Consider the following 22793-nt stretch of genomic DNA (forward strand, 5'->3'; position numbering starts at 1 on the left):
CGAAAAGACGGCGCAAGGCGGATTATCGCACGTCTTGCGGGTTGGTGCTGGCGCGGCCCTTCAGACCAGCTTCAGGAAATGGGTGCGGTAGTGCGTGAGTTCGTCGATGGACTCGTGCACGTCGGCCAAGGCCGTGTGCTTCTGGGCCTTCTTGAAGGCACTGTAGACCTCGGGCCGCCAGCGCTTGGCCAGCTCCTTCAAGGTGCTCACGTCCAGGTTGCGGTAGTGGAACCAAGCTTCCAGCTTGGGCATGTACTTCACCAGGAAACGGCGGTCCTGGCTGATGGTGTTACCGCACATGGGTGTGCCGCTCCTGGGCACGTATTGCTTGATGAAGGCGAGCAGTTGCTCCTCGGCCTCCTGCTCGGTCAGCGTGGACGCCTTCACCTTGTCGATCAGCCCGCTACGGCCGTGGGTGCCCTTGTTCCATGCGTCCATCTTGTCCAGGATCTCGTCGCTCTGGTGGATCACCAGCACCGGCCCCTCAATGCGCGGTTCCAGGTTCGGCCCGGTGACGATGACGGCGATTTCGATCAGCCGTTCCTTCTCGGGGTCCAGCCCCGTCATCTCGCAGTCGATCCAGACCAGGTTCTGGTCTGATTTCTTCAAAGTCTCAGGGGAATTCGGGGCATGCACGGCGTCACTCATGCCCGTATTGTCCCCGATCCCCTAAACTTCGCGGCCATGGATGCCTCCACCTTCTCTCCGTCCTTTGCCCTGACCCTGCTGTTCGCCACGGCACTGCTGCTGGGCCTGTTGACCAAATTCTGGCTTGCCGCGCGGCAGATCCGGCACATCGCCCACCACCGGGGCACCGTTCCCGCCGCTTATGCCGGCGCCATCAGCCTTGCCGCGCACCAGAAGGCCGCCGACTACAACGTGACCAAGTTGCGCTTCGGTCTGCTGGAAAGCGCTTTCTCCAGCGCGGTGCTGCTGGGCTGGACTTTGCTGGGCGGGTTGGACGCACTGAACCAGGCGCTGCTCGGATGGATGGGGGCGGGCATGGGACAGCAGCTCGCGCTGATCACCGCCTTTGTCGTGGTGGGCGGGCTGATCGAACTGCCCTTCTCGCTGTACCAGACCTTCGTGATCGAACAGCGCTTCGGCTTCAACAAGATGAGCTTCAAGCTCTGGCTGAGCGACCTCGTCAAGGGCAGCGTGCTGGGCGCGGCCATCGGCCTGCCCATCGCCGCGCTGGTGCTCTGGTTCATGGGCACCACCGGCGCGCTGTGGTGGCTCTGGGCCTGGTGCGCCTGGATGGGCTTCAACCTGCTGCTGCTGTGGATCTACCCGACCTTCATCGCACCGCTGTTCAACAAATTTCAGCCCCTGGAAGACGCGTCGCTGAAGGAGCGCGTGACGGCGCTGATGCAGCGCTGCGGTTTCCAGGCCCAAGGGCTTTACGTGATGGACGGTAGCCGCCGCAGCGCGCACGCCAACGCCTACTTCACCGGCTTCGGCAGGGCCAAGCGCGTGGTGTTCTTCGACACCTTGCTCAACAAGCTCAGCCCCGGCGAGGTGGACGCCGTGCTGGCCCATGAACTGGGCCATTTCAAGCACAAGCACATCCTCAAGCGCATCGTGATGATGTTCACCATGAGTCTGGCTGGTTTTGCCCTGCTGGGCTGGTTGGCCCAGCAGGCCTGGTTCTACACCGGCCTGGGCGTCACGCCCAGCCTGACAATGCTGGCGCCGGCCCTGGGGGCGGCCCTGTCCTCGCTGCCTGCGGAGGTCGCTCAGGGTTTCGCGTCCGCGCTGGGTGCGTCGAACGACGCCCTGGCCCTGCTGCTCTTCCTCCTGGTCGCGCCGGTGTTCAGCTTTTTCATCACGCCCCTGATGGCGCGCGGTTCGCGCCAGCATGAGTTCGAGGCCGACGCCTATGCCGCACGGCAGGCAGAGCGCGCCGACCTGGCCAGCGCTCTGCTCAAACTCTATGAAGACAACGCCGCCACGCTGACGCCCGACCCGCTCTACGTGGCCTTTTATTACTCCCACCCGCCCGCCAGCCAACGGCTGGCGCGGCTGGGCTTGGACATGCACGCACAAGGCGCGGCTTGAGCGGCGGCGACAAGGCCATTCGAGGGCCGGGCCGCGCTGCCACGGCTGCGCAGGCGCTGGCATCAGGTCTGGTGGTGGCCAGCCATGGCCGGCATCTGCTGGTCGAAAGCCCGGAAGGCCCCGATGGCCGACGCCTGATCTGCCACCCGCGCGGCAAGAAGAACGATGCCGTGGTGGGCGACCGCGTGCGCTGGCTTCCGACCGGCGACGAAGGCAGCATCGAGGCCATCGAACCTCGCCGCAATCTGTTCCACCGTCAGGACGAGTTGCGCAGCAAGAGTTTCGCGGCCAACATCGACCAAGTGCTGATCCTGATCGCAGCCGAGCCGGAGTTTTCCGAAAGCCAGCTGGCACGGGCCCTGATCGCCGCAGAAGCAGCAGGCATCCCGCCACTGATCGCGCTGAACAAGAGCGACCTGAGCACCGCGCATGCCCGCGCCTGGGCACGGCTGGCCGCCTATAGGCGCATGGGCTACACCGTGCTGCCCCTGAACCTGAAGAGCGGGGCCACGCAGGACAGCGTGCTGGCCCTGCGTCAGCATTTGCGAGGCCGAGCCACGCTGGTGCTCGGCCCCTCGGGCGCGGGCAAGAGCACCTTGATCAATCTGTTCGCACCCGGGGCGCAGGCCCAGACAGGCGAGATTTCGAGCGCGCTCAACAGCGGCAAGCACACCACGACCCACACACGCTGGTACTGGGTGCAAGACCCACAGGCGAACGACGTCATGGCGCGCACGGCGCTGATCGATTCACCAGGATTTCAGGAATTCGGCCTGCACCACATCGAAGCCGCGCAACTGGCCAGACTGATGCCCGACCTGCGGGTGTACGCCGACAGCTGCCGCTTCTACAACTGCACCCACCTGCATGAACCGGGCTGCGCCGTCATCGCGGCCGTCGAACCGACTGGCGAGCCCGCCACTGGTCCCCGCCCCGAGCCCGAAGCCCCCATGGACCTGACTGGGGCTGATCCGCCTGTCACATCCAGCCGCTATCGTATCTACCGTGAACTGCATGCCGAACTGTCCATGCCGCCCCGGTACTGAGCGCCGCCCCACTGGCTGCGGCGCCCATCGCCGCTCAGTGCAGGCTCGCGCTGCGCGCGGGCATGTGCTGCAAGGCGCCTGCCTGGCGCGATCGGATCAGGGTCTCGCGAAAGACATCGGCCTCGTCCAGATCGGCCACACGGTCACTCAGCCAGCTCTCAGCCGCCGTGTATTGCCCGGTGGCGCACCAGATTTCCCACTGCAGCAGATCCAGGCTGGCCTTTTGCTGCAAGGCAACCGTCTCATCGAGCTGGGACTGCGCTTCCAGAAACGCAGCCTGGGCATGCTCCAGCACCTCCTGCGCCTCACCCGCCAGGCGCATGTCCAACAGCAGGCGCACCAGGCTGGACCACACCATCACCAGGCCCGGCATCTGAGCAAAAGCCTGTCGATAGCCTTCCAGCGCCTCTTCGGCGCGGCCTTTTTGCTCCGCCAGCCAAGCCAGGTTCGCCTGCGCATAAGCCTGTTGCGGTACCTGCTGAGGCATCTGGCGTGCCGCCGCGCGCAACAGCAGGTCGGCCTGCGCGGTTTCGCCCAGTTGCAGCAGCGCCGCGCCCAGATCGGCCTGGGCCTCGAAACTCAGTTCGTGACGCCGCGCCAGCACCGGGTCCAGCAGCTTGCGGGCCTCCGCGTGCTGGCCGAGGTGGGCCTGGGCCAGACCTTGCAGGAGCAGCGCCTCGAGCTCGCCACCCTCGAGGTGGTAGCACTTGGCGGCCAGCGCCAGGTCGTCAAATTGTTGCTGGTAGGACAGGGTACGCAGGTTCTGCAGCATGATGCTCATCTCTCCAAGGGACAAACCGATGGACGAAGGATCGCCTGCCAAGGCGAAAGGCATCTTTGGCGCAGCGGACTTTGCTTTTGCCGCAAAGGAAATCCGGCAGTTGTTACATTTACATCCGGCTACATCCGATGATTTGCCCCTGAATTGCTGGCGAATCACTCTCATTTGAACCATGTCCGTCGCCGCACCCGCCTCGCCCCCGGATCAGCCCCATATCCTGCTGATCGACGATGAACCCGAAGCCTTGCGCGCTCTGGTGAGCCTGATCCGGCAGCAGGGCTGGCAGGTGTCTCTGGCGGCGGAACCCCACCGCGGCCATCTGCGCGCCCTCGCGCTGCAACCCGATCTGATCGTGCTGGACATCTCCATGCCGGGCATGGACGGCATGGCCTTGCTGCGACGGCTGCGCGCCGCGCCAGAGACTCAGGACATCCCGGTCATCTTCCTGTCTGCCCAGCACCAGGCCGACCAACGCCTGGCCGGACTGACGCAAGGCGGCGTGGACTATGTGACCAAGCCCTTTGAGCCGCAGGAGATGCTGGCGCGCATCCGTATCCATCTGCAGCTGGCACGGCGCGGCAAACCACCGGCATCCGCACCACAAGCCCAGACGTCGGCCCCGCCAGAACCCGAGGTGAGCTCACCCACCGATGCGGACGAGGCCCTGCTGCGCGCGGCCATGCGCTTCATCGAAACGCACCTGGCCGACCTGCCCGGCCTGACCGAGATCGCCGCTGCCGTCGGCACCCATGACAAACGCCTGTCCCAGGTGTTTCGCCAGCGCGCGGGCAGCACGGTTTTCGCCTTCGCGCGCCAGCTGCGGTTGCAGAAGGCCAAAGACCTGCTGGTGAACAGCGACCTGGAAATCCAGGACATTGCCGAGCTGACCGGTTACCAAAGCGCGGCCAATTTCTCGACCGCCTTCCGCGAGCAACAATCCATGACGCCCAGCGACTACCGGCTGCAGGCACGCAACAAGGACAAGCCGGCATGACCAGGCGCCAGCGGCTGGCTGCAACCTGCCTGCGACTGGGATTGCGGCTGGGCCTGCCCCTGGTCTTGCTGAGCACCTGCTTCGCGGCCGCCGCGCAGCAGTCCCCAGCCCCGGTGCCGGCCTGCGCCCAGGAGCAGCAGATGCTGGGCGGCTTGGTGCAGGTTTTCGTGGACCGCACAGGCCAGCTCACCGCCGAGGACATTGCGCGCCTGCCGGTGACCGCCTTCACTGCGCTGAACCCGCAGGCACTGCCCCGTTACACCCAGGCCGCTGTCTGGCTGACGCTGGATCTGGGCAACCCGGGCCAGCAGCCCTGCCGGCGCTGGTTGAACTTGGCCAAGCCCAGCGTCGAGGACCAGCAAGTGCATGTGCTGCGCGCGGACGGGCAATGGCACAGCCAACGCTCTGGCGGTGCGTATCCGCTGCGGACCTGGACCGTGGCGCAGCGCCAACCGGTGTTCCTGCTCGACCTGCAAGCCGGTGAAACGGTGCGCGTGCTGGCCCGTGTCTCCAGCACCCACAGCGTGCTGCTGCTCAACCCTCAGCTCTATTCCGACGCGGCCTGGCTGCAAACGCAGCAAACGACGCACATCATCGACGGCCTGTCGCAGGGCATCGTGCTGCTGGTGGTGGCCGTGGGCCTGACCGTCGGCTGGATCTTGCGCTCCAGCATGCTGCTGGCCTTGTCGGTCGGCGCCTTCTTCAACGCGCTCTTCGTCTGCATTGCCAACGGCTACCTGTTCTATTTCCCTGCCCTGCTGCCCTACACCGAGGCTTGCGCGGCGATCACGGGGGTGATTGGCATCACGGGTTTCATGATTTATGTGCGGCAGCTGTATGGGCTGGGCCGCCTGCCACGCATCTGGACTCTGATGATCGGGGCGCTGGTGGCGTTCTACATCGTCACGCGCATCTTTGGCTGGTACGCGGCGCCCTCACTGACCAGCATCGGCTTGTGGGTGATCGTGGCATTCGTGGCCGTGCTCGTTCATGGCCACCGCCACCAGTTCATGGCCTGGTTGGGCATGCACATCATGGCCGTGCAGCTGCTATCGCAATACGTCTTTCATCTCGACAAGAGCGTGCCCTGGGCGCCACAGTTCCCTCCCGCGCTGGAACTGCTGGGCAGCCTCGTCTGGCAATCCTCCTACACCCAGAACCTCTCGGGCACCCTGAATGGCGCGGTCTGGCTGGCCGCTACCATGGTGCTGGAAGTGCTGGGCAGTCGCCGTCGCGAGCAACGCGCCCAGGCCGCGCTGGACAGCCAGCGCCGCGGCGAAGTGGAACGACTCGAAACCGCCGTGGCGCAGCGCACCGGCCAGTTGCGGGAAGCTTTGGACGCCCGACGCAACCTGCTGGCGCGCATCAGCCACGACCTGCGCTCGCCGCTGGCGGGCATCATCAACATCACACAATCGGCCACCACGCTCGAAGCCCAGACCACGCGGCACATCGAGCGCAGCGCGCGTCGTCAGATGGAGTTGATCGACGAGCTGCTGGAGTTCGCGCGCCAGGATCTGAAAGGCCCGGAGATCCACACCGAACCCGGTTACCTCTACGCCTTGCTGCATGAGCTGGAACAGGAAGGCCGCCTGCTCGCCCAGCGCCAGCACAACCACTTCGAGACCACCATCCCGGTCGACCTGCCGCTGGCCGTGCGGGCCGACTTCCGGCATCTGCGCCAGGTACTGCTGAACCTGCTGGGCAACGCAGCCAAGTTCACGACCCAGGGCACCATCCGCCTGCGGGTCGAAGCCTTGGCGGGCAGCGCGCAAGAACCGCGCGGCGGTCGCACGCGCCTGCGCTTCTCGGTCAGCGACACGGGTCAGGGCATCGCCGAAAGCGAGCGCGACAAGGTGATGCAGCCCTTCGGACGCGGCGCCAACGCGCAAGGCGTGGACGGGGTGGGCCTGGGCCTGACCATCGTGCGTCAGTTGCTCGACGGCATGGGCACGGGCTTGGAGCTGGAATCCACGCCTGGCCAAGGCAGCCGCTTCAGCTTCGTGCTGGACCTGGCCCTGGCCGACGAGAGCGACATCCAGAAGGTCTTCGTCGAAAGCCATGCTGCGTCGGTGGAGGGCCAGGGGCGCCGTATCCTCGTCGCGGACGACCTGCGCACCAACCGCGACGAGCTCGCCGACCTGCTAGGCGGTTATGGCTTTGAAGTCACCACGGCATCGGACGGCCTGGAGGCCCTGCAGCTGCTGCAGGCACAAGACTACGGCCTGCTGCTGACAGACCAGATGATGCCGCGCATGGACGGCTGGCAACTGCTGGCACAGGTACGCGCCCTGCGCCCCCAACTGCCCGTGGTGCTGTATTCGGCCGCGCCCCCCCTGCCCCCACTGGATAGCCCGGCCGATCTGCGCTTTGATGCGATGCTGGTCAAGCCCGCGACCAGCGGCGACCTGCTGCGCCAGATCGACAGCTTGGCGCAAAACACCCCTGCCCCTGGCCCGTGACGTACCGACCTGAGCAGACGGGGCTCAGGCCAGCCAACGCCCCACGGTCATCATTGCAAGCAACAGCATCCAGAACACCACTGCGCGCCAGATCAGGCCGACGCTGCTGCGCAGGTGGGCCAGCTGCGGTTCCTGCCAATCGACCCCCTCGCCCAAACGGGCGCGGGATGCCTCGGACAGCCCCAGGCGCACGTTGAGCGCACCCGCCAGGGTGGCGATGATCAGATGGTCATTGTCTTGCGCGCGGGCGTTGACGCCCAATTGCTCGCCAGGCCGCACGCCGGCCAGCAGCTCCAGCCTGGCCTTCGCGCCGGGGGCTTGCCCCACGTCCTGAGCCTCGCGCTGCTGCATGCGCTTGAATTCCTCGTGGCGACGCCAGGCATCCACCGCGTCCTCAAAGCGCCCGACCACCGCGAAGCCGAAGGCGGTGATGCGCGCGGGCAGCCAGTCCACCCAGCTCCAGACGCGAGCGGCGGTGGACAGCACGGCCTCACTGACCCAGGGCGCCTGCTTGCGCGAGACATGCGGCCAGTAGCGGGTGATCAACTCGCTGAGCCGGTAGACCACGGCACCCGCCGGACCCAGTCCCAGCAAGGACAGAAAGAGGAACCAGCTGAGCACGCCCAGCACATGGCGATGTGCGGCCACCACGGAGAACTCCAGCACATGCCGGATGATCTCGCGCGGGGGCAACTCGCTGGCGTCGATCTGCTGCCACTCGGCCAGCAAGCGACGGGCACGCTGCTCGTCACCGGTCTCCAGCGCGTCCCGGATCGCGCTGAAATGGAAGCTGAACTGCCGAAAGCCGAGGGTGATGTAGAGAATCCAGACGTTCCAGGCCAGGGCCAGCAGCCCCCCAAACCAGCCCAGGGTACTGTCCAACCAAAGGTAGACGCCCCCCACCGCGATGGCAGGCACCAGCACGGCGATGCCCCAGGCCAGCCAGGGCGAACGGCCGATGTCGAACTTGCGCACCACCCAGCGCAGCCAGGCGCGCACACGCGCATGCACGATGTTGCCGCGTCCCAATGGACGCGCCTGCTCAATCAGCAACGCCAGCAAGAGGGAAAAAAAGCTCATGCCCATGATGATAACGAGGCCATCGCGCGGCGTCGCATACCCCTGACCGAATCGGGCGCGGAAAAGGCCCCTCAGGCCACCATGAAACGGTAAAAGTTGCGCAACATGCCCGCCGTCGCGCCCCAGATGAAGCGCTCCGTGAGGCCCTGGGCCACCGCCTCCTCGGCATCGGGCCAGGGCATGGAAAACCACTCGCGCGCCACGCCCTCGAACTCAAGCGCATGCCGTCGATGGTGGGCCGGATTCAGCAGAAAGGCCAGCGGGACTTCAAAGGCATCGGCCACCTCGACCGGGTTGGTCTTGAGTGTGTAGCCCGGCCGCACCAGGGCCACGACCGGCGTGATCACGAAGGCCGTGCCCGTGGTGTACGTCGGCAGCGTGCCCAGCACCTCGATCTGGTCACGCGCCAGCCCCACTTCCTCCTGCGCCTCGCGCAAGGCGGCATCCGCCGCGTCTGCATCCATCGCGTCCACCCGCCCGCCGGGAAAGGCAATCTGCGCCGAATGGTTGCGCATCTGCGCCGTGCGCTGGGTCAGCAGCAGCGTGGGTTCGGGCCGCATCACCAGGGGCACCAGCACTGCGGCCGACGCGGGCTGGCGCTCGACAAAACGCGGTTCGGCGCGCACCTCGGGTTGCCAGGCCGGCGGCGCGAGGAAGCGCCGCCGCAGCGCCTCGGGGGTCAGGCGCTCGGCCGGCACAGGCGGCAAATGGCGGTCCACGCCGCGCACGGGCACCGCGCGTGGATCAAAATTCGGAATCCTGGACAGCGGAGTGGGATCGGACGCGCTCATCGGGACGCAACCTCAAACTGGGCCTGCCGAGTAGATCAGATGCGGGCTGACCTGGCGTGAGCCGGAATAGATCGCCCCAAAGAAAAACCGCCCTGCGGGCAAGCACGAGGGCGGTTTTTTTTGGAATCGGCCGGTTTAACGCGGCCGGGCAGTCTTTACTCCGCCGCAGCTTCCGTGGTCTTGAAAGCCAGCTTTTCCTTGATGCGTGCCGACTTGCCGCTGCGCTGACGCAGGTAGTACAGCTTGGCGCGACGCACGTCGCCACGGCGCTTGACTTCGATGCTGGCGATCAGCGGGCTGTAGGTCTGGAAGGTACGTTCCACGCCTTCGCCGCTGGAGATCTTGCGCACGGTGAAGGCGCTGTTCAGGCCGCGGTTGCGCTTGGCGATCACCACGCCTTCATAGGCCTGGGCGCGCTTGCGGGTACCTTCCACCACGTTGACGCTGACGATCACGGTGTCGCCAGGCGCGAAAGCGGGGATGGTCTTGCCCGACTTTTCGGTCAGACGGGCGATTTCCTCTTGCTCGAGGGTCTGGATCAGGTTCATGGGTTTCCTCACTGCGATCGTGTCCGCGCTGCACTAAAGGCCGTTTTCACGCGTTGTCGCCAACTGGGGCGACAAACCCCGCAAAAACAGCGGCCGGACAGAGGATCAGGACAGCCCGCGATTATAGCAGGCTGGACAGAAAGGCCTCGTCCTGGCGCGACAGCCGCCCCGCCTGGCGAGCCTGCGCCAACAGATCGGGGCGCAGGCGGGCCGTCAGTGCCAGGCGTTGCTCACGCCGCCAACGCGCGATGCGGGCGTGGTCACCCGACAGCAGCACCTCGGGCACACCCCGTTCCTGGCCCGAAGGGCCCCATTTTTCGGGTCGGGTGTAGTGTGGGCAGTCCAGCAGACCATCGAGCGCCGGGTTGAAGCTGTCTTGCGCATGGCTCTCGGCGTCGCCCAGCACACCCGGTTGCAGGCGCGCCACCGCGTCCAGCAAGGCCATGGCCGCGATCTCGCCCCCTGACAGCACGAAATCCCCCAGGCTGATTTGCTCGTCCACATGGGTGTCGATGAAGCGCTGGTCCAGCCCTTCGTAACGACCGCAGACCAGCACCGCGCCCTCACTGGCCGCCCAACGTTCCACCTGAGCGTGATTCAAGGTCCGCCCCAGGGGCGAGAACAGCAGCACCGGCCCAGGCGCACGGGCCGCGGCCACGCGGGCCGCCTGCGCGGCGGCCAGGCAACGGGCCAGCGGCTCCGCCATCATGACCATGCCCGGGCCGCCACCAAAGGGGCGGTCGTCAACACGACGGTAGTTGCCCTGGGCCTGGTCGCGGGGGTTGTGCAGTTGCACGTCGATGGCACCGCCCTCGCCGTTCGCGCTGTAGGCACGACGGGTGATGCCGCTGGTCAGCAGCGGCGCGAACAGCTCGGGAAACAGGGTCAGGACATCGAAACGCATGGAACTCCCTCGTCACGGCTCGGCGGTGCCAGGACCTCCAGGCCCTGGCCACTCAATAGTCAGGCTGCCAGTCGACCGCGATGCGGCGCGCGGCCAGATCGACGCCGTCCACATAGGCGGACACAAAGGGAATCATGCGCTCGGCCGCCTTGCCATCAGGCCCGGTCCAGGCGATGATCAGCACGGTCTGCGGCCCGGTGGATTGAAGGTCACGCACTTGGCCCAGATGCACGCCTTCGCGGTTGTAAACCTCCAGGCCGAGTAGGTCGACCCAGTAGTACTCGTCCTTGTCAGGCGTGGGAAAGCTGGAACGAGCCACGAAAATGCGCGCGCCGCGTAAGGCCTCGGCGGTCGAACGGTCGTCCACCTCATGCGCGGTGGCGACCACCGCGTCGGAATGTTCCTTGGCTTCCTTGATGGCCAGTCGTACCACGCCTTCGAAGGTCTTGGCACCCTTCTCGGACGGCAGCAGATACCAGCGCTTGGAAGTAAAAAGCGCCTCGGGCGAGGCGCTGTACGGCAGGACCTTGAACCAGCCCTTGATGCCCCAAGCATCCAGGATGCGACCGACCTCGATGGCGTCCGCCGGCAGTTCGGCGGGCTCCAGCGCGAGCAAGGGCTTGGCAGTGGTCATGGGCTGCACTGACCGCCGGACCGACCCGATGTCCATGCCCCCACTGAAGCGGGCACCCGACGCCGGAATCTGGCCTGGCGGACTGAAGCGGTCCAGAGGCTCAGGCGGCCTTCTTGGCGGCCTGCTTGATCAGGCGCTCCACGGTGGGCGAGGCCTGCGCGCCCACACCTTGCCAATAGCTCAGGCGGTCTTGCGCAAGACGGATGCTTTCTTCCTTCTCGGTCGCGATCGGGTTGTAGAAACCGATGCGCTCGATGAACTTGCCGTCGCGACGGTTGCGTTTGTCGGCCACGACGATGTTGAAGAAGGGGCGCGACTTGGCGCCACCGCGGGAGAGTCGAATCACGACCATGGTTTGTCCTTGTCCCTCGAAAGGGGAATCGATTTGGCCTGCACGCTAGATACGACGCACAGACCCGGTTTCTCCCGACGTTTGAGACACGCAACTGACCACCCGGCCAGCGACACATCGGAAAGCCTTCAATTATAGCCCTATCGCCACCCACGCCTAGTCACCGCCCGCGCGCCCTGCGGCACAATCCGGCCCCATGAGAAAAAACAAGACGCTGGCGGCCTGGCTGGCCTTCCTCGGCGGCCCCCTGGGCCTGCACCGGTTCTACCTGCACGGCTGGTCAGACACCCTGGGCTGGTTCATGCCCATCCCGACGGCTTTGGGTCTGTACGGCATCCAGCGAGCGCTGAACTTTGGCGTGGACGATGGTTGGAGCTGGGTGCTCACGCCCCTGTTCGGCTTCAGCATCGCGGCCTGCGCGCTGACGGCCATCGTCTATGGCCTGACCACACCCGAAAAATGGAACGCCCGGCACAACCCGCAGGTGGCGCCGGACGACAGCGCGGGCCAGACCCGCTGGTTGACCGTCGGCGCGGTGGTGTGCTCACTGCTGGTCGGCGCAACGGCGCTGATGTCGTCCATCGCCTACAGCTTCCAGCGTTATTTCGAGTACCAGATCGAAGAGGCCCAGAAGATCTCGCAGTGAAGATGGGGCGGCGCCGTTGATGGCAGCCTCATGCAAACCCCGCCTCGCCGCCACGCAGCCATGAACAGGCGGCGGCCGTGCACTCAGGAATGCCGGCCACTCTTGCGCTCGCGCGCGAAGGACAGGTCGGTCGTGGTCACGCGCAGGCGCCGGCACAGGAAATGGGCCAGCGACTGGTAGGCCTTGACCGCGATGGCCGGCTGCTTGTCGAACAGGGCTTTCAGCTCCGAAAAGCCAATGCGCACCAGCTCGCTTTTTTCCAGCACCTCGACTGTGGCCGAACGGGGTTCACCGTCCACGAAGGACATCTCGCCGAAATGCGAGCCCGAGCCCAGCTGCGCGATGTCCACCTCGTTGTCGCGCGCGCTGTGACTGATGCGCACCGAACCGAACTTGATCACGTACAGGGCGTCCGCCGGGTCGCCCTCCGCGAAAACCTGGTCGCCTGCGGCGTAGGTCTGAACCTGCGCGATGCCGTTGATGGTCTGCAGCTCGGCGGCCGACAGGTCCTTGAAGAGCGAGACGTTCTGAAGCAGGTCAACGGGCGTTGCCATGGTTCGTCCTTCCTTGCGGCGGGTGGTGGGTGGCCGCAAATGTATAGGACGAACAGAATCAGAACAAGCCTAGGCTGATCCAGTAGGCCACGATGGCCACAAAGGCACTGGCCGGGATGGTGAAGATCCAGGCCCAGACGATGTTGCCCGCCACGCCCCAGCGCACCGCGCTGGCCCGCTGGGCGGAACCCACGCCCACGATGGCGCCCGTGATGGTGTGCGTGGTCGACACCGGTACCCCCAGGGCCGTGGCGAAGAACAGGGTGAAGGCCCCGCCGGTCTCGGCGCAGAAACCGCCCACGGGCTTGAGCTTGGTGATCTTCTGGCCCATGGTCTTGACGATGCGCCAGCCGCCGAACATGGTGCCCAGGCCAATGGCCAGGTAGCAGGACACCACCACCCAGCCCGGCGGCGCGGCCTCGCTGGCGGCGGTGTAGCCGGTGGCGATCAGCAGCATCCAGATGATGCCGATGGTCTTCTGCGCGTCATTGCCGCCATGCCCCAGGCTGTAGGCCCCGGCCGAAACCAGCTGCAGGCGACGGAACCAGCCATCCACCCGCGCGGGCGAGGTGCGCCGGAACAACCAGGCCACAAGCAACATCATCAGCGAACCCAGCAGGAAACCCAGCATGGGCGAGACAAAGATGAACAGCACGGTCTTGAGGATGCCGCTGGCCAGCAGGGCATCGGTGCCGGACTTGCCGATCACCGCGCCCACGATGCCACCGATCAGCGCGTGCGAGGAACTGCTGGGGATGCCGTAATACCAGGTGATGAGGTTCCAGGTGATCGCGCCCGCGAGCGCCCCGAAGATCACATTCGTGTCCACCACACCCGGCTGCACGATGCCCTTGCCCACGGTGGCCGCCACGCTGAGGTGGAAGACGAAGATCGCCGCGACATTGAAGAAGGCCGCGAACAGCACCGCCTGACCGGGCCGCAGCACGCCGGTGGACACGACGGTGGCGATGGAATTGGCCGCGTCGTGAAAGCCGTTCATGAAGTCGAACACCAGGGCCAAGGCCACCAGCATGACAATCAGCCACAGGGCCGCCTGCGTCACATGCGTGAGGTTCTCCATGTCGGGAACCTCAGGCGTTCTCGAGGACGATGCCCTCGATCACGTTGGCCACGTCCTCGCAGCGGTCGGTCACGGTTTCCAGCAGTTCGTAGATGGCCTTGAGCTTGATGATCTCGCGCACATCGGGCTGCTCACGGAAGAGTTTGCTCATGGCGTTGCGCATCACGCGGTCGGCGTCGGATTCGAGCTTGTCGATCTCCTCGCAGGTCTTGAGCGCGGCTTCCGCCGTCTTGGCTTCACCGATGCTGCCCAGCAGCGACACCGCATCCTTCACCCGCTCGCAGCACTTCACGCACAGCTCGGTCAGGCGCACGATCTCGTCGGTCATCTCACGTACGTCGTACAGCGCCATGGTCTCGGCCGCGTCCTGCAGCAGATCGGCCACGTCGTCCATGGTGTTGATCAGCGTGTGGATCTGCTCGCGGTCGATGGGCGTGATGAAGGTCTGGTGCAGGGCGCGGTTCACGTCCTGCGTGATGCGGTCGGCCGCGTGCTCGGCCTCGTCCACCTCACGGTTGTACTGCTCGCGCAGTTGCGCGTCGCCATAGTTCGCCACCAGCTGCGCGAAGGCCTGGGCCGCCTCCACGATGCGCTCCGCATGCTGATTGAACTTCACGAAGAAATTGCCGTCGCGCGGCATCAGTTTTCCAAACAGCATGGTGACTTTTTTGTGACGAATTGATGAAAACGTCGAGTTTAACCGGCGCTGCGCCGCAGGCACCGCACCGCACCACGCAAGGCCGGCCCGGGCCGGGCTCAGGCGCTGCGGAATATGAAATACACCGCCCCCACCATGCACAGGGCCGCCCAGAGGTAGTCCAGCTTGAAGGGCTCGCGCATGTAGAACATGGCGAAAGGCACGAACACGGCGAGCGTGATCACCTCCTGCATGATCTTGAGCTGCCCAAGGGTGAAACCGGCCTGCTGGAAACCGATGCGGTTGGCCGGCACCTGCAGCAGGTACTCCGCCAGGGCGATACCCCAGCTCACGAACGCCGCCGTGTACCAGGGCGCTGTGGCCAGGTTTTTGAGGTGGCCGTACCAGGCGAAGGTCATGAAGACATTGCTGGCGATCAGCAGCAGCACGGTCTGGAGGGACAGGGGGATGGATTGGAGGAGTGGCATGCGAGGTTCTTACAAGCTGAAACAATTTGCATCTGCATGGAATGTTCATTCAGCATTCATTAATGAGAGCGGTTCATAGAATACCCCGGACATCAGACATTGATGTCCTCCATGCGCCGCCGGCCGAATGCCAAGCCCATGGAGATCGCCCTACCCTCCATCGCTCACAGACCTGCACATGCCCCGCACGCCTGCCCGACAAGGCCGTTTTTTCGGACTTCGCATCTCCTCCTCCCTTTTTCATACCGCTCCTGCCTTGCACGTCTCACGCAATTAAGGCGCGCGCTGGTCTTGCCCCTGCTCGCATCGAGTGCTGCCCTGGTGGTGGCCTGCGGTGGTGGTGGAGGCGGCGGCGGCGGTGGAGGCGGTGGGGGTGGGGGTGGGGGTGGTGAAGCCACCGCACGAACGCCGACGGACCTCGTGATCTCTGAGGTAGGCAGCTGCTACTACTACAACATTGATTGCTGGTTCGAGGTCTACAACCCCACGGCCTCAGCCATCAGCCTCTCCGGCTACCAGTTGCGGTCCACCAGCATCAACTCTTCTTCTGGCGGGTCCATCACGGCTTACACCTTCACGCTGCCCAGCTATTTCGTGCCGGCCGGTGAATATGTGCTGATTTCAGGCAACGTCAACAATTCGGTGCAACGCGGTACCCAGATGGCCCGTGTCCGTTTCGGCACCCGTGTGCCCTTCTGGACTTCCAGTGGTTTCATCGAACTCCTGAAGAACAGCAGCACCGTGGACTTTGTTCGTTTTGGCTCTTCCAGCCAAACCCCGACGACCAGCAGCCAATGGATAGGCTCTTCGGCCTCGTCTTTGCCCAACACGGCGAGCGACTACGGCAAATCCTTGGTGCGCCGCCACCCGATCAGCACGGACAGTGATAGCGCCAGCGACTGGACCAGTGTCAGCTGGGCCACCCCGGCGGGCCGCAACGACATGGGCGACAGCGCCGACGCCGATGGCGATGGCATTCCGGACACAGCCGAAGTGTCCGGCGGCACCTTCGGGGGCCTGGACCTCTACACCATGGGCGCACGCACGAGCCAAAAGGACATCTTCATTGAAGTGGACCACATGACCGGCGCCAATCCAGGGGGAATTCCGCGCCAAGAAGCGCTGCAAAAAGTGGTTGATGCCTTCGCAGCCAAGAACATCAAAGTGCACTTTGACGTGGGAACGTTCTTCAACGCCAACTTCTCGACCACGGATTTCAACCTCGGCCAGGGCAGCAGCGTCGTGGCCTACGAGAAGTGCGTGACCTTCGACCAAGATACATGTGACGGGAATACAAGTAACCGTCGCAGTCTCTACGACTACAAAGCCCAGTACATGGACCTGCGCCGTCGCGCGGTTTTCCACTACCTACTGCTTGCCAACTCGCAAAAGAACGACGGCACTGCTGGCTCCTCGGGCTTGGCAGAGCTGGTCGGCAATGACCTCATCGTGTCAATGGGGGCGTGGGATCTCGATACAACACCAACTGCGAAGCTCAACTATCTGATCAATACGCAGGCTTCGACCATCATGCATGAGCTGGGGCATAACCTGGGCCTCAAACACGGCGGCAATGAGGACACCAACTACAAGCCCAACTACTGGAGCGTGATGAACTACCTCTACCAGCTCAATGGCCTGGACAACAACCCTATGGGCCCGGACGCGTACCTACGTTGGCGCTTGGAAGAGGGCGATGGCACCATTGATGGCACTGACGACTCGCCGTGCTCGCTACCCAATTCACCCTGCGACGCCCCCACGCAGTTCATCATGGACTTCTCGGATGGCAGTGGCACCGCCTTGAATGAAGCCAGTCTGCAAGAGTCAGCTAACGTCGGTCGTGGTAGCACCGGGGGTACCGCCTTCGCCGACTGGAATCTCAACGGCAGTTCGAACTCCAACGTAATATGGAATCTGAACCCGACTTGGGATAGTGTCAACACAACGTTGACCGACCACAATGACTGGGGCAATCTCCAACTCCCCTTCGCGCGGAGCTACAACAGCAACTCAGGCGTGAGCATCATCAAATCGACCAAATCCATGGTTGCTAACCCGATCACGGCCGACAAGCAGCCCATTGCCCATGAAACTCCGCCGTCCATACTCTTCTTCGAACGGCTACGCAATGGCAAATAAGCAAACTCACGAGGCCCAACGGCCCCTGCTGCTGCTTGCACTGCTGCTCAGCCTAACCGCAGGCTGCGTCGCGAACCCGCCCGCAGTCCCTGTCCAGGGCAAGCCCAGGAGTTTGCCCGCCGTGCCCACTGGACCCAGTGGAACCCTGCAGACGAGCCCAAGCGCCGAAACCAGCAGCACCTCACTGCCCCCGCCGGACAGCGTGACGCACGACCAGCACCCTTCAGGCCCCACTGTAGTTCGCACCTGGGGTGGCAGCGCTGACGCCCCGCCCGACCGCATCGAGCTGACACACGCACGCTCGGGACGGCGGCTGATCGGCCAGGCGCGCCTGCTGCGTCAGAGCATGGGCCAGTGGGTAATCCAGAACACGGCCGGAGAACAACTGCCTGTGTCCGGCACCGTGACGCCTTCCACCGCGATCTTCGAAGAATCTGGTCAACGCTGGCGCGTGCGTGTTCTGAAGCAGAACGAGCCCGTCACCCGACCCGGCATCGCGACCGAAGACGTGCCCAACCTCGATCTGATGCTGGAACGACTGCCCTAAACGGCACAAGAGCGCATCGGCAAGCAAAGCCACAACCAGAACCACAAAAACCTAAAAACAAAGGCCCCAGGGCAACACCCTGGGGCCTTTGTTCATTCTGCACGGCCCTGAAGACGGGCCTGCGCCCGCCTCAGAGAGAGGGCGCAGCACAGGATCAGCAGGCGGCAGCCTTCTCGGCCACTTCCTTGTACTCCTCGATCTGGTCGAAGTTCATGTAGCGGTAGACGCTGGCCTTGTCGGCGTCGATGATGCCCATTTCCTTCAGGTATTCCTCCTTGGTAGGCAGGCGGCCCAGGCGCGAGGCGATGGCGGACAGCTCGGCCGAGCCCAGGAACACATTGGTGTTCTTGCCCAGGCGGTTCGGGAAGTTGCGGGTGGAGGTGGAAATGACGGTCGCACCTTCACGCACCTGGGCCTGGTTACCCATGCACAGCGAGCAGCCGGGCATTTCCGTGCGTGCACCGGCCGTGCCGAAGGCGGCGTAGTGGCCTTCCTTGATCAGCTCGTTCTGGTCCATCTTGGTCGGCGGCGCGACCCAGAGCTTGACTGGAATGTCGCGCTGGCCGCCCAGCAGCTTGGCCGCGGCGCGGAAATGGCCGATGTTGGTCATGCACGAACCGATGAAGGCTTCGTCGATCTTGGTGCCGGCCACGTCGGACAGGAACTTGGCATCGTCCGGGTCGTTCGGGCAGCAGACGATGGGTTCTGTGATCTCGTTCATGTCGATCTCGATCACGGCCGCGTACTCGGCGTCCTTGTCGGCTTCGAGCAGCTCAGGCTTGGTCAGCCAGGCTTCGACCTTCTCGATGCGGCGCTGCAAGGTCTTGGCGTCGGCATAACCCTCGGCGATCATGTTCTTCATCAGCACGACATTGCTGGTGAGGTATTCCTTGATCGGCTCGGGGTTCAGCTTGATCGTGCAGCCAGCGGCCGAGCGTTCGGCGGAGGCGTCAGACAGCTCAAACGCCTGTTCCACCTTCAGGTCCGGCAGGCCTTCGATTTCGAGGATGCGGCCCGAGAAGATGTTCTTCTTGCCGGCCTTGGCCACGGTCAGCAGACCGGCCTTGATGGCGTAGAGCGGAATCGCGTGCACGAGGTCACGCAGGGTCACGCCCGGCTGCATCTGGCCCTTGAAGCGCACCAGCACCGATTCAGGCATGTCCAGCGGCATCACACCCGTGGCGGCCGCGAAGGCCACCAGGCCCGAGCCCGCGGGGAAGGAAATACCGATCGGGAAACGCGTGTGGCTGTCGCCGCCCGTGCCCACGGTGTCGGGCAGCAGCAGGCGGTTGAGCCAGGAGTGGATCACGCCGTCGCCCGGACGCAGAGCCACACCGCCGCGGTTGCTGATGAAGGCCGGCAGTTCCCGGTGGGTCTTCACGTCCACCGGCTTGGGGTAGGCCGCCGTGTGGCAGAAGGACTGCATCACCATGTCGGCGCTGAAACCCAGGCAGGCAAGGTCCTTCAGCTCGTCGCGGGTCATGGGGCCGGTCGTGTCTTGCGAGCCGACGGTGGTCATCTTGGGCTCGCAGTAGGTGCCCGGGCGCACGCCCTGACCTTCCGGCAGGCCGACCGCGCGGCCGACCATCTTCTGCGCCAGCGTGAAGCCGGCCTTGGAAGCCACGGGGGCCTGGGGCAGACGGAACAGGGTCGAGGCGGGCAAGCCCAGGAATTCACGCGCCTTGGACGTGAGCGCACGGCCAATGATCAGGTTGATGCGGCCACCGGCACGCACTTCGTCCAGCAGCACGTCGCTCTTGAGCTTGAACTCGGCCACGGTCTGGCCGTTCTTCAGGATCTTGCCGTCGTACGGCAGCACGTCCACGACGTCGCCCATTTCCAGCTTGGACACATCGACTTCGATCGGCAGCGAGCCGGAATCTTCCTGCGTGTTGAAGAAGATCGGGGCAATCTTGCCGCCCAGCGTGACACCGCCAAAACGCTTGTTGGGCACGAAGGGGATGTCCTGGCCCGTGGCCCAGATCACCGAGTTGGTGGCCGACTTGCGGCTGGAACCCGTGCCCACCACATCGCCCACGTAGGCGACCAGGTGCCCCTTTTTCTTCAGGTCGTCGATGAACTTCATCGGACCGCGCTTGCCGTCTTCCTCGGGCTTGAAGGCCGCGTCCGGGCGCGTGTTCTTCAGCATGGCCAGGTAGTGCAGCGGAATGTCCGGGCGGCTCCAGGCATCGGGCGCGGGCGACAGGTCATCGGTGTTGGTCTCGCCCGGCACCTTGAAGACGGTGATGGTGATCTTCTTGGGCACTTCGGGGCGCGAGGTGAACCACTCGGCATCGGCCCAGCTTTGCATCACTTCCTTGGCCTTGGCGTTGCCCGCCTTGGCCTTGGCCGCGACGTCGTTGAAGTAGTCGAACATCAGCAGGGTCTTCTTCAGGCCCTCGGCGGCAACGCCAGCGACTTCGGCATCGTCCAGCAGTTCGATCAGGGGGTGCACGTTGTAGCCACCCACCATGGTGCCCAGCAACTCAGTGGCCTTGGCCTTGGAGATCAGGCCGACCTTGATGTCGCCATGGGCCACGGCGGCCAGGAAGCTGGCCTTGACCTTGGCCGCGTCGTCCACGCCGGGAGGCACGCGGTGCGTCAGCAGGTCCAGCAAAAAGGCGTCCTCGCCGGCCGGGGGGTTCTTGATCAGTTCGATCAGTTCGGCCACCTGCTTGGCGGTCAGCGGCAGCGGCGGGATGCCGAGCGCGGCGCGTTCAGCGACATGGGCGCGGTAGGCTTGCAACATGGTGTGCTCCTGTCAGATGAGTTCAGGGTCTGGTTGATTGGGAGAAATGGCTTAACACGCTCGCGGGCAGGGGTTTGCCAGTGCGAAACGCGCGCTCCAGCACCTGCCAGTAGTAGCGGTAGCTGGCGCGGTCGTGCAAAACGCCTTGGTGGCTGATGGGCGCCCACTGCGCTTTTTCAGCCGCCTCGATGAGGGTGGCGGCGCGTTCGATGTCCTGCTGCTCCGGCGCGAAGGCCAAGAGGATAGGACGGATCTGGTCCGGGTGGATGCTCCACATGCGCGTGTAGCCCAGTTCCCGCGCGGCCTTGCGGGCGGCTACGCCCAGGGCCTCGGCGTTCTTGAATTCGGTGACGACGCAGTGCGCGGGTGTCTTGCCATGGGCATGGCAGGCGGCGGCGATTTCCAGCTTGGCGCGGACCACCAAGGGGTGCTCGAACTGGCCCTGTACCGTCATGGCAGCGTCGGGAATCGCGCCGCCATGGGCAGACACGAAGTCCATCAGGCCAAAGCTGAGGGACTGCACGCGCGGGTGCGCGGCGATCTTGTAGGCGTGGTGGACGGCGGCGGGTGATTCGATCAACACATGCAGCGGCAGATGCTTGCCGCCGGCCTTGTCGATCGCCTTGACGGCTTTTTCCACATCCGCGACGGATTCCACCTTGGGAACCATCACATGGCGCAGCTGCTGGGCCGCCTTGCCCACGATGGTCTTCACATCGGACTTGAAGGCCGGGTGGTCCACGGCGTGTACACGCACGGCGACGCGGGCTTGCGCACTGGCCTGCAAGGCCAGTTCGGCCACCAGGGCCGCGTGCTCGGCTTCGCCGCCCACGGGCGCACCGTCCTCGCAATCCAGCGTCACGTCGAAAACGACGGCACCGAATTCCTCGGTCAGTTCGGCCTGCAGGGCCAGGCTCTTGCGCATCCGCGCCTCGACGCCGCAATAGTGGTCACACACCGGCAGGAAACCGGTGGCGGCCTGAGCGCCGAGGAGGATGGTTCGCGGATGCGTCATGGAGGCCCGTGATGGACAGGGAGCGCGTCAGAGCAGGTGCTTGACGCCGTCCTGCTCACCTTGCAGCTCGGCCAGGGTCTTGTCGATGCACTTCTGGCTGAAGGCGTCGATTTCCAGGCCCTTGACGATTTCGTACTTGCCGTCCTTGGTCGTGACTGGGAAGCCGAAGATCACGTCCTTCGGGATGCCGTATTCGCCGTTGGAGGGCACGCCCATGGTGACCCACTTGCCGTTGGAGCCCAGGGCCCAGTCGCGCATGTGGTCGATGGCGGCATTGGCGGCCGAAGCGGCGGACGACAGACCACGCGCCTCGATGATGGCCGCGCCACGCTTGCCGACGGTGGGCAGGAAGACGGTTTCGTTCCAGACCTGGTCGTTGATCGCGTCCTTGACGCTCTTGCCGCCGATGGTGGCGAAGCGGTAGTCGGCGTACATGGTGGGCGAATGGTTGCCCCAGACACACAGCTTCTCGATCTCGCCGACCTTGCCACCGGTCTTGGCGGCGATCTGGCTGGCGGCACGGTTGTGGTCCAGGCGCAGCATGGCGGTGAAGTTCTCGCGCGGCAGGCTCGGCGCGCTCTTCATGGCGATGTAGGCGTTGGTGTTGGCGGGGTTGCCCACGACCAGCACCTTGACGTTGCGCGACGCCACCTGGTCCAGGGCCTTGCCCTGGGCCGTGAAGATCTGGGCGTTGGCGGCCAGCAGGTCGGCACGCTCCATGCCCGGGCCACGCGGACGGGCGCCCACGAGCAGGGCGTAGTCAGCGTCCTTGAAGGCCACCAGCGGGTCACCGGTGGGGATCACGCCGGCCAGCAGCGGGAAGGCGCAGTCTTCCAGTTCCATGATCACACCCTTGAGGGCCTTCTGGGCCTTCTCGTCGGGGATTTCGAGCAGTTGCAGGATGACGGGTTGGTCCTTGCCCAGCATTTCGCCCGAGGCGATGCGGAACAGCAGGGCGTAACCGATTTGACCGGCAGCGCCGGTGACGGCGACGCGAACAGGCTTTTTGCTCATGGCAGGAACTCCAGGATTTTGTTGAAGAAGTTGAACGCGGAAACAGCCGTGGCGTCGCGAGACTCTGCCTCGAATACGCAGGCTTGGCACCGCTGGGAAGCATTTGGAAGTGTAGCCCGAAAACAGCGCTGTTTCAATTTGTCTTATGTCTTATATAAGATATGATAGGCACCGTTCAAGTCCGCCCCGCAAGCCTGTTTACGGGGCGACCACCCACCCCCCCTGCCCGCCACCCGCCCTGCCACTGCCATGAGCTCCCAAACGCCCCCC

Annotated in this window: 23 protein-coding genes; 8 read left to right on the forward strand and 15 right to left on the reverse strand. The window is 64.7% G+C overall.

The genetic code is table 11. The features are described from left to right. Window positions 1–60: 60 nt before the first annotated feature. Window positions 61–648, reverse strand: coding sequence for an oligoribonuclease (gene orn / locus AZ34_RS12260; RefSeq protein ID WP_051509771.1), 588 nt, complete (start codon window positions 646–648; stop codon window positions 61–63). A gap of 36 nt (window positions 649–684) precedes the next feature. Here orn and AZ34_RS12265 point away from each other — a divergent pair, with 36 nt between their 5' ends. Next, window positions 685–2058 carry a M48 family metallopeptidase gene (locus AZ34_RS12265; protein WP_035608453.1) on the forward strand — a complete coding sequence of 458 codons (1374 nt, stop codon included), beginning with the start codon at window positions 685–687 and terminating at the stop codon, window positions 2056–2058. 17 nt (window positions 2059–2075) lie between these two features. Continuing rightward, window positions 2076–3104, forward strand: a complete 1029-nt coding sequence (gene rsgA / locus AZ34_RS12270; protein WP_035611634.1) for a ribosome small subunit-dependent GTPase A — start codon at window positions 2076–2078, stop codon at window positions 3102–3104. Between the two features lie 34 nt (window positions 3105–3138). On the opposite strand, the gene AZ34_RS12275 is transcribed toward rsgA, so the two are convergent. Further along, window positions 3139–3876: a hypothetical protein gene (locus tag AZ34_RS12275; protein WP_155831804.1), complete on the reverse strand. Its 738-nt coding sequence runs from the start codon at window positions 3874–3876 to the stop codon at window positions 3139–3141. Here AZ34_RS12275 and AZ34_RS18385 point away from each other — a divergent pair. Genes AZ34_RS18385 through AZ34_RS12285 form a run of 3 tightly spaced genes read left to right on the forward strand, consistent with a single transcriptional unit; the run spans window position 3875 to window position 7341 of the window. Then, window positions 3875–4054 (forward strand): hypothetical protein, encoded by a 180-nt coding sequence (locus tag AZ34_RS18385; RefSeq protein ID WP_155831805.1) that lies wholly within the window; start codon window positions 3875–3877, stop codon window positions 4052–4054. The genes AZ34_RS12275 and AZ34_RS18385 overlap by 2 nt on opposite strands. Window positions 4055–4057: 3 nt before the next feature. Then, complete coding sequence (locus tag AZ34_RS12280; RefSeq protein WP_035608457.1) at window positions 4058–4879, forward strand: DNA-binding response regulator; 822 nt, start codon at window positions 4058–4060, stop codon at window positions 4877–4879. After that, window positions 4876–7341 carry an ATP-binding protein gene (locus AZ34_RS12285; RefSeq protein WP_051509772.1) on the forward strand — a complete coding sequence of 822 codons (2466 nt, stop codon included), beginning with the start codon at window positions 4876–4878 and terminating at the stop codon, window positions 7339–7341. The genes AZ34_RS12280 and AZ34_RS12285 overlap by 4 nt, the downstream gene beginning before the upstream one ends. 24 nt (window positions 7342–7365) lie before the next feature. Here AZ34_RS12285 and ampE read toward each other — a convergent pair whose 3' ends face one another. The 6 genes from ampE to rpsP form a co-directional block, all read right to left on the reverse strand. Beyond that, complete coding sequence (gene ampE / locus AZ34_RS12290; RefSeq protein WP_035611638.1) at window positions 7366–8421, reverse strand: regulatory signaling modulator protein AmpE; 1056 nt, start codon at window positions 8419–8421, stop codon at window positions 7366–7368. Between the two features lie 71 nt (window positions 8422–8492). Next, window positions 8493–9212 (reverse strand): CoA pyrophosphatase, encoded by a 720-nt coding sequence (locus AZ34_RS12295; RefSeq protein ID WP_035608460.1) that lies wholly within the window; start codon window positions 9210–9212, stop codon window positions 8493–8495. Between the two features lie 155 nt (window positions 9213–9367). Continuing rightward, entirely contained in the window at window positions 9368–9760 is a 393-nt protein-coding gene (gene rplS, locus AZ34_RS12300) for a 50S ribosomal protein L19 (RefSeq protein WP_035608462.1), read from the reverse strand. Between the two features lie 121 nt (window positions 9761–9881). After that, entirely contained in the window at window positions 9882–10664 is a 783-nt protein-coding gene (gene trmD / locus AZ34_RS12305; RefSeq protein ID WP_035608465.1) for a tRNA (guanosine(37)-N1)-methyltransferase TrmD, read from the reverse strand. 52 nt (window positions 10665–10716) lie between these two features. Next, window positions 10717–11298, reverse strand: a complete 582-nt coding sequence (gene rimM / locus AZ34_RS12310; RefSeq protein ID WP_035608467.1) for a ribosome maturation factor RimM — start codon at window positions 11296–11298, stop codon at window positions 10717–10719. A gap of 100 nt (window positions 11299–11398) precedes the next feature. Continuing rightward, window positions 11399–11650 (reverse strand): 30S ribosomal protein S16, encoded by a 252-nt coding sequence (gene rpsP / locus AZ34_RS12315; RefSeq protein ID WP_035608470.1) that lies wholly within the window; start codon window positions 11648–11650, stop codon window positions 11399–11401. 196 nt (window positions 11651–11846) lie between these two features. On the opposite strand from rpsP, the gene AZ34_RS12320 reads away from it, so the two are divergent. Further along, window positions 11847–12296 carry an NINE protein gene (locus AZ34_RS12320; protein ID WP_035608472.1) on the forward strand — a complete coding sequence of 150 codons (450 nt, stop codon included), beginning with the start codon at window positions 11847–11849 and terminating at the stop codon, window positions 12294–12296. Between the two features lie 83 nt (window positions 12297–12379). On the opposite strand, the gene AZ34_RS12325 is transcribed toward AZ34_RS12320, so the two are convergent. From AZ34_RS12325 to AZ34_RS12340, 4 genes are all read right to left on the reverse strand, one after another. Next, window positions 12380–12850: a Crp/Fnr family transcriptional regulator gene (locus AZ34_RS12325; RefSeq protein ID WP_035608474.1), complete on the reverse strand. Its 471-nt coding sequence runs from the start codon at window positions 12848–12850 to the stop codon at window positions 12380–12382. Window positions 12851–12908: 58 nt separating this feature from the next. Next, a complete protein-coding gene (locus AZ34_RS12330) occupies window positions 12909–13931 on the reverse strand; it encodes an inorganic phosphate transporter (RefSeq protein ID WP_035608479.1) in 1023 nt (340 codons plus the stop codon). Window positions 13932–13941: 10 nt separating this feature from the next. Continuing rightward, entirely contained in the window at window positions 13942–14589 is a 648-nt protein-coding gene (locus AZ34_RS12335; RefSeq protein WP_035608482.1) for a DUF47 domain-containing protein, read from the reverse strand. 98 nt (window positions 14590–14687) lie between these two features. Then, a complete protein-coding gene (locus tag AZ34_RS12340) occupies window positions 14688–15056 on the reverse strand; it encodes a DMT family protein (protein WP_035608484.1) in 369 nt (122 codons plus the stop codon). Between the two features lie 291 nt (window positions 15057–15347). Here AZ34_RS12340 and AZ34_RS12345 point away from each other — a divergent pair, with 291 nt between their 5' ends. Both AZ34_RS12345 and AZ34_RS12350 read left to right on the forward strand, forming a co-directional pair. Further along, window positions 15348–17198, forward strand: a complete 1851-nt coding sequence (locus AZ34_RS12345) for a zinc-dependent metalloprotease family protein (protein WP_081767198.1) — start codon at window positions 15348–15350, stop codon at window positions 17196–17198. A gap of 121 nt (window positions 17199–17319) precedes the next feature. Then, the gene (locus tag AZ34_RS12350; RefSeq protein ID WP_155831806.1) at window positions 17320–17745 is read left to right on the forward strand and encodes a hypothetical protein; all 426 of its coding nucleotides are present in this window, start codon (window positions 17320–17322) and stop codon (window positions 17743–17745) included. Between the two features lie 154 nt (window positions 17746–17899). On the opposite strand, the gene acnB is transcribed toward AZ34_RS12350, so the two are convergent. From acnB to AZ34_RS12365, 3 genes are read right to left on the reverse strand one after another with little or no spacing between them, the layout of a single operon-like run. Next, entirely contained in the window at window positions 17900–20494 is a 2595-nt protein-coding gene (acnB, locus tag AZ34_RS12355; protein ID WP_035608488.1) for a bifunctional aconitate hydratase 2/2-methylisocitrate dehydratase, read from the reverse strand. 22 nt (window positions 20495–20516) lie between these two features. Beyond that, window positions 20517–21509: an HpcH/HpaI aldolase/citrate lyase family protein gene (locus AZ34_RS12360; protein ID WP_035608490.1), complete on the reverse strand. Its 993-nt coding sequence runs from the start codon at window positions 21507–21509 to the stop codon at window positions 20517–20519. A gap of 27 nt (window positions 21510–21536) precedes the next feature. Further along, window positions 21537–22523, reverse strand: a complete 987-nt coding sequence (locus tag AZ34_RS12365; RefSeq protein WP_035608493.1) for a malate dehydrogenase — start codon at window positions 22521–22523, stop codon at window positions 21537–21539. Window positions 22524–22793 lie beyond the last annotated feature (270 nt).

Source organism: Hylemonella gracilis str. Niagara R, from assembly GCF_000600295.1.
Lineage (GTDB): Bacteria > Pseudomonadota > Gammaproteobacteria > Burkholderiales > Burkholderiaceae_C > Hylemonella > Hylemonella gracilis_A.

Excerpts from the sequence above, each read along its gene's own strand:
- orn (WP_051509771.1), bottom strand. The coding sequence starts at position 648 with ATGAGTGACGCCGTGCATGCCCCGAATTCCCCTGAGACTTTGAAGAAA.
- AZ34_RS12265 (WP_035608453.1), top strand. The coding sequence starts at position 685 with ATGGATGCCTCCACCTTCTCTCCGTCCTTTGCCCTGACCCTGCTGTTC.
- AZ34_RS18385 (WP_155831805.1), top strand. The coding sequence starts at position 3,875 with ATGATGCTCATCTCTCCAAGGGACAAACCGATGGACGAAGGATCGCCT.
- AZ34_RS12275 (WP_155831804.1), bottom strand. The coding sequence starts at position 3,876 with ATGCTGCAGAACCTGCGTACCCTGTCCTACCAGCAACAATTTGACGAC.
- AZ34_RS12280 (WP_035608457.1), top strand. The coding sequence starts at position 4,058 with ATGTCCGTCGCCGCACCCGCCTCGCCCCCGGATCAGCCCCATATCCTG.
- AZ34_RS12285 (WP_051509772.1), top strand. The coding sequence starts at position 4,876 with ATGACCAGGCGCCAGCGGCTGGCTGCAACCTGCCTGCGACTGGGATTG.
- ampE (WP_035611638.1), bottom strand. The coding sequence starts at position 8,421 with ATGAGCTTTTTTTCCCTCTTGCTGGCGTTGCTGATTGAGCAGGCGCGT.
- AZ34_RS12295 (WP_035608460.1), bottom strand. The coding sequence starts at position 9,212 with ATGAGCGCGTCCGATCCCACTCCGCTGTCCAGGATTCCGAATTTTGAT.
- rplS (WP_035608462.1), bottom strand. The coding sequence starts at position 9,760 with ATGAACCTGATCCAGACCCTCGAGCAAGAGGAAATCGCCCGTCTGACC.
- trmD (WP_035608465.1), bottom strand. The coding sequence starts at position 10,664 with ATGCGTTTCGATGTCCTGACCCTGTTTCCCGAGCTGTTCGCGCCGCTG.
- rimM (WP_035608467.1), bottom strand. The coding sequence starts at position 11,298 with ATGACCACTGCCAAGCCCTTGCTCGCGCTGGAGCCCGCCGAACTGCCG.
- rpsP (WP_035608470.1), bottom strand. The coding sequence starts at position 11,650 with ATGGTCGTGATTCGACTCTCCCGCGGTGGCGCCAAGTCGCGCCCCTTC.
- AZ34_RS12320 (WP_035608472.1), top strand. The coding sequence starts at position 11,847 with ATGAGAAAAAACAAGACGCTGGCGGCCTGGCTGGCCTTCCTCGGCGGC.
- AZ34_RS12325 (WP_035608474.1), bottom strand. The coding sequence starts at position 12,850 with ATGGCAACGCCCGTTGACCTGCTTCAGAACGTCTCGCTCTTCAAGGAC.
- AZ34_RS12330 (WP_035608479.1), bottom strand. The coding sequence starts at position 13,931 with ATGGAGAACCTCACGCATGTGACGCAGGCGGCCCTGTGGCTGATTGTC.
- AZ34_RS12335 (WP_035608482.1), bottom strand. The coding sequence starts at position 14,589 with ATGCTGTTTGGAAAACTGATGCCGCGCGACGGCAATTTCTTCGTGAAG.
- AZ34_RS12340 (WP_035608484.1), bottom strand. The coding sequence starts at position 15,056 with ATGCCACTCCTCCAATCCATCCCCCTGTCCCTCCAGACCGTGCTGCTG.
- acnB (WP_035608488.1), bottom strand. The coding sequence starts at position 20,494 with ATGTTGCAAGCCTACCGCGCCCATGTCGCTGAACGCGCCGCGCTCGGC.
- AZ34_RS12360 (WP_035608490.1), bottom strand. The coding sequence starts at position 21,509 with ATGACGCATCCGCGAACCATCCTCCTCGGCGCTCAGGCCGCCACCGGT.
- AZ34_RS12365 (WP_035608493.1), bottom strand. The coding sequence starts at position 22,523 with ATGAGCAAAAAGCCTGTTCGCGTCGCCGTCACCGGCGCTGCCGGTCAA.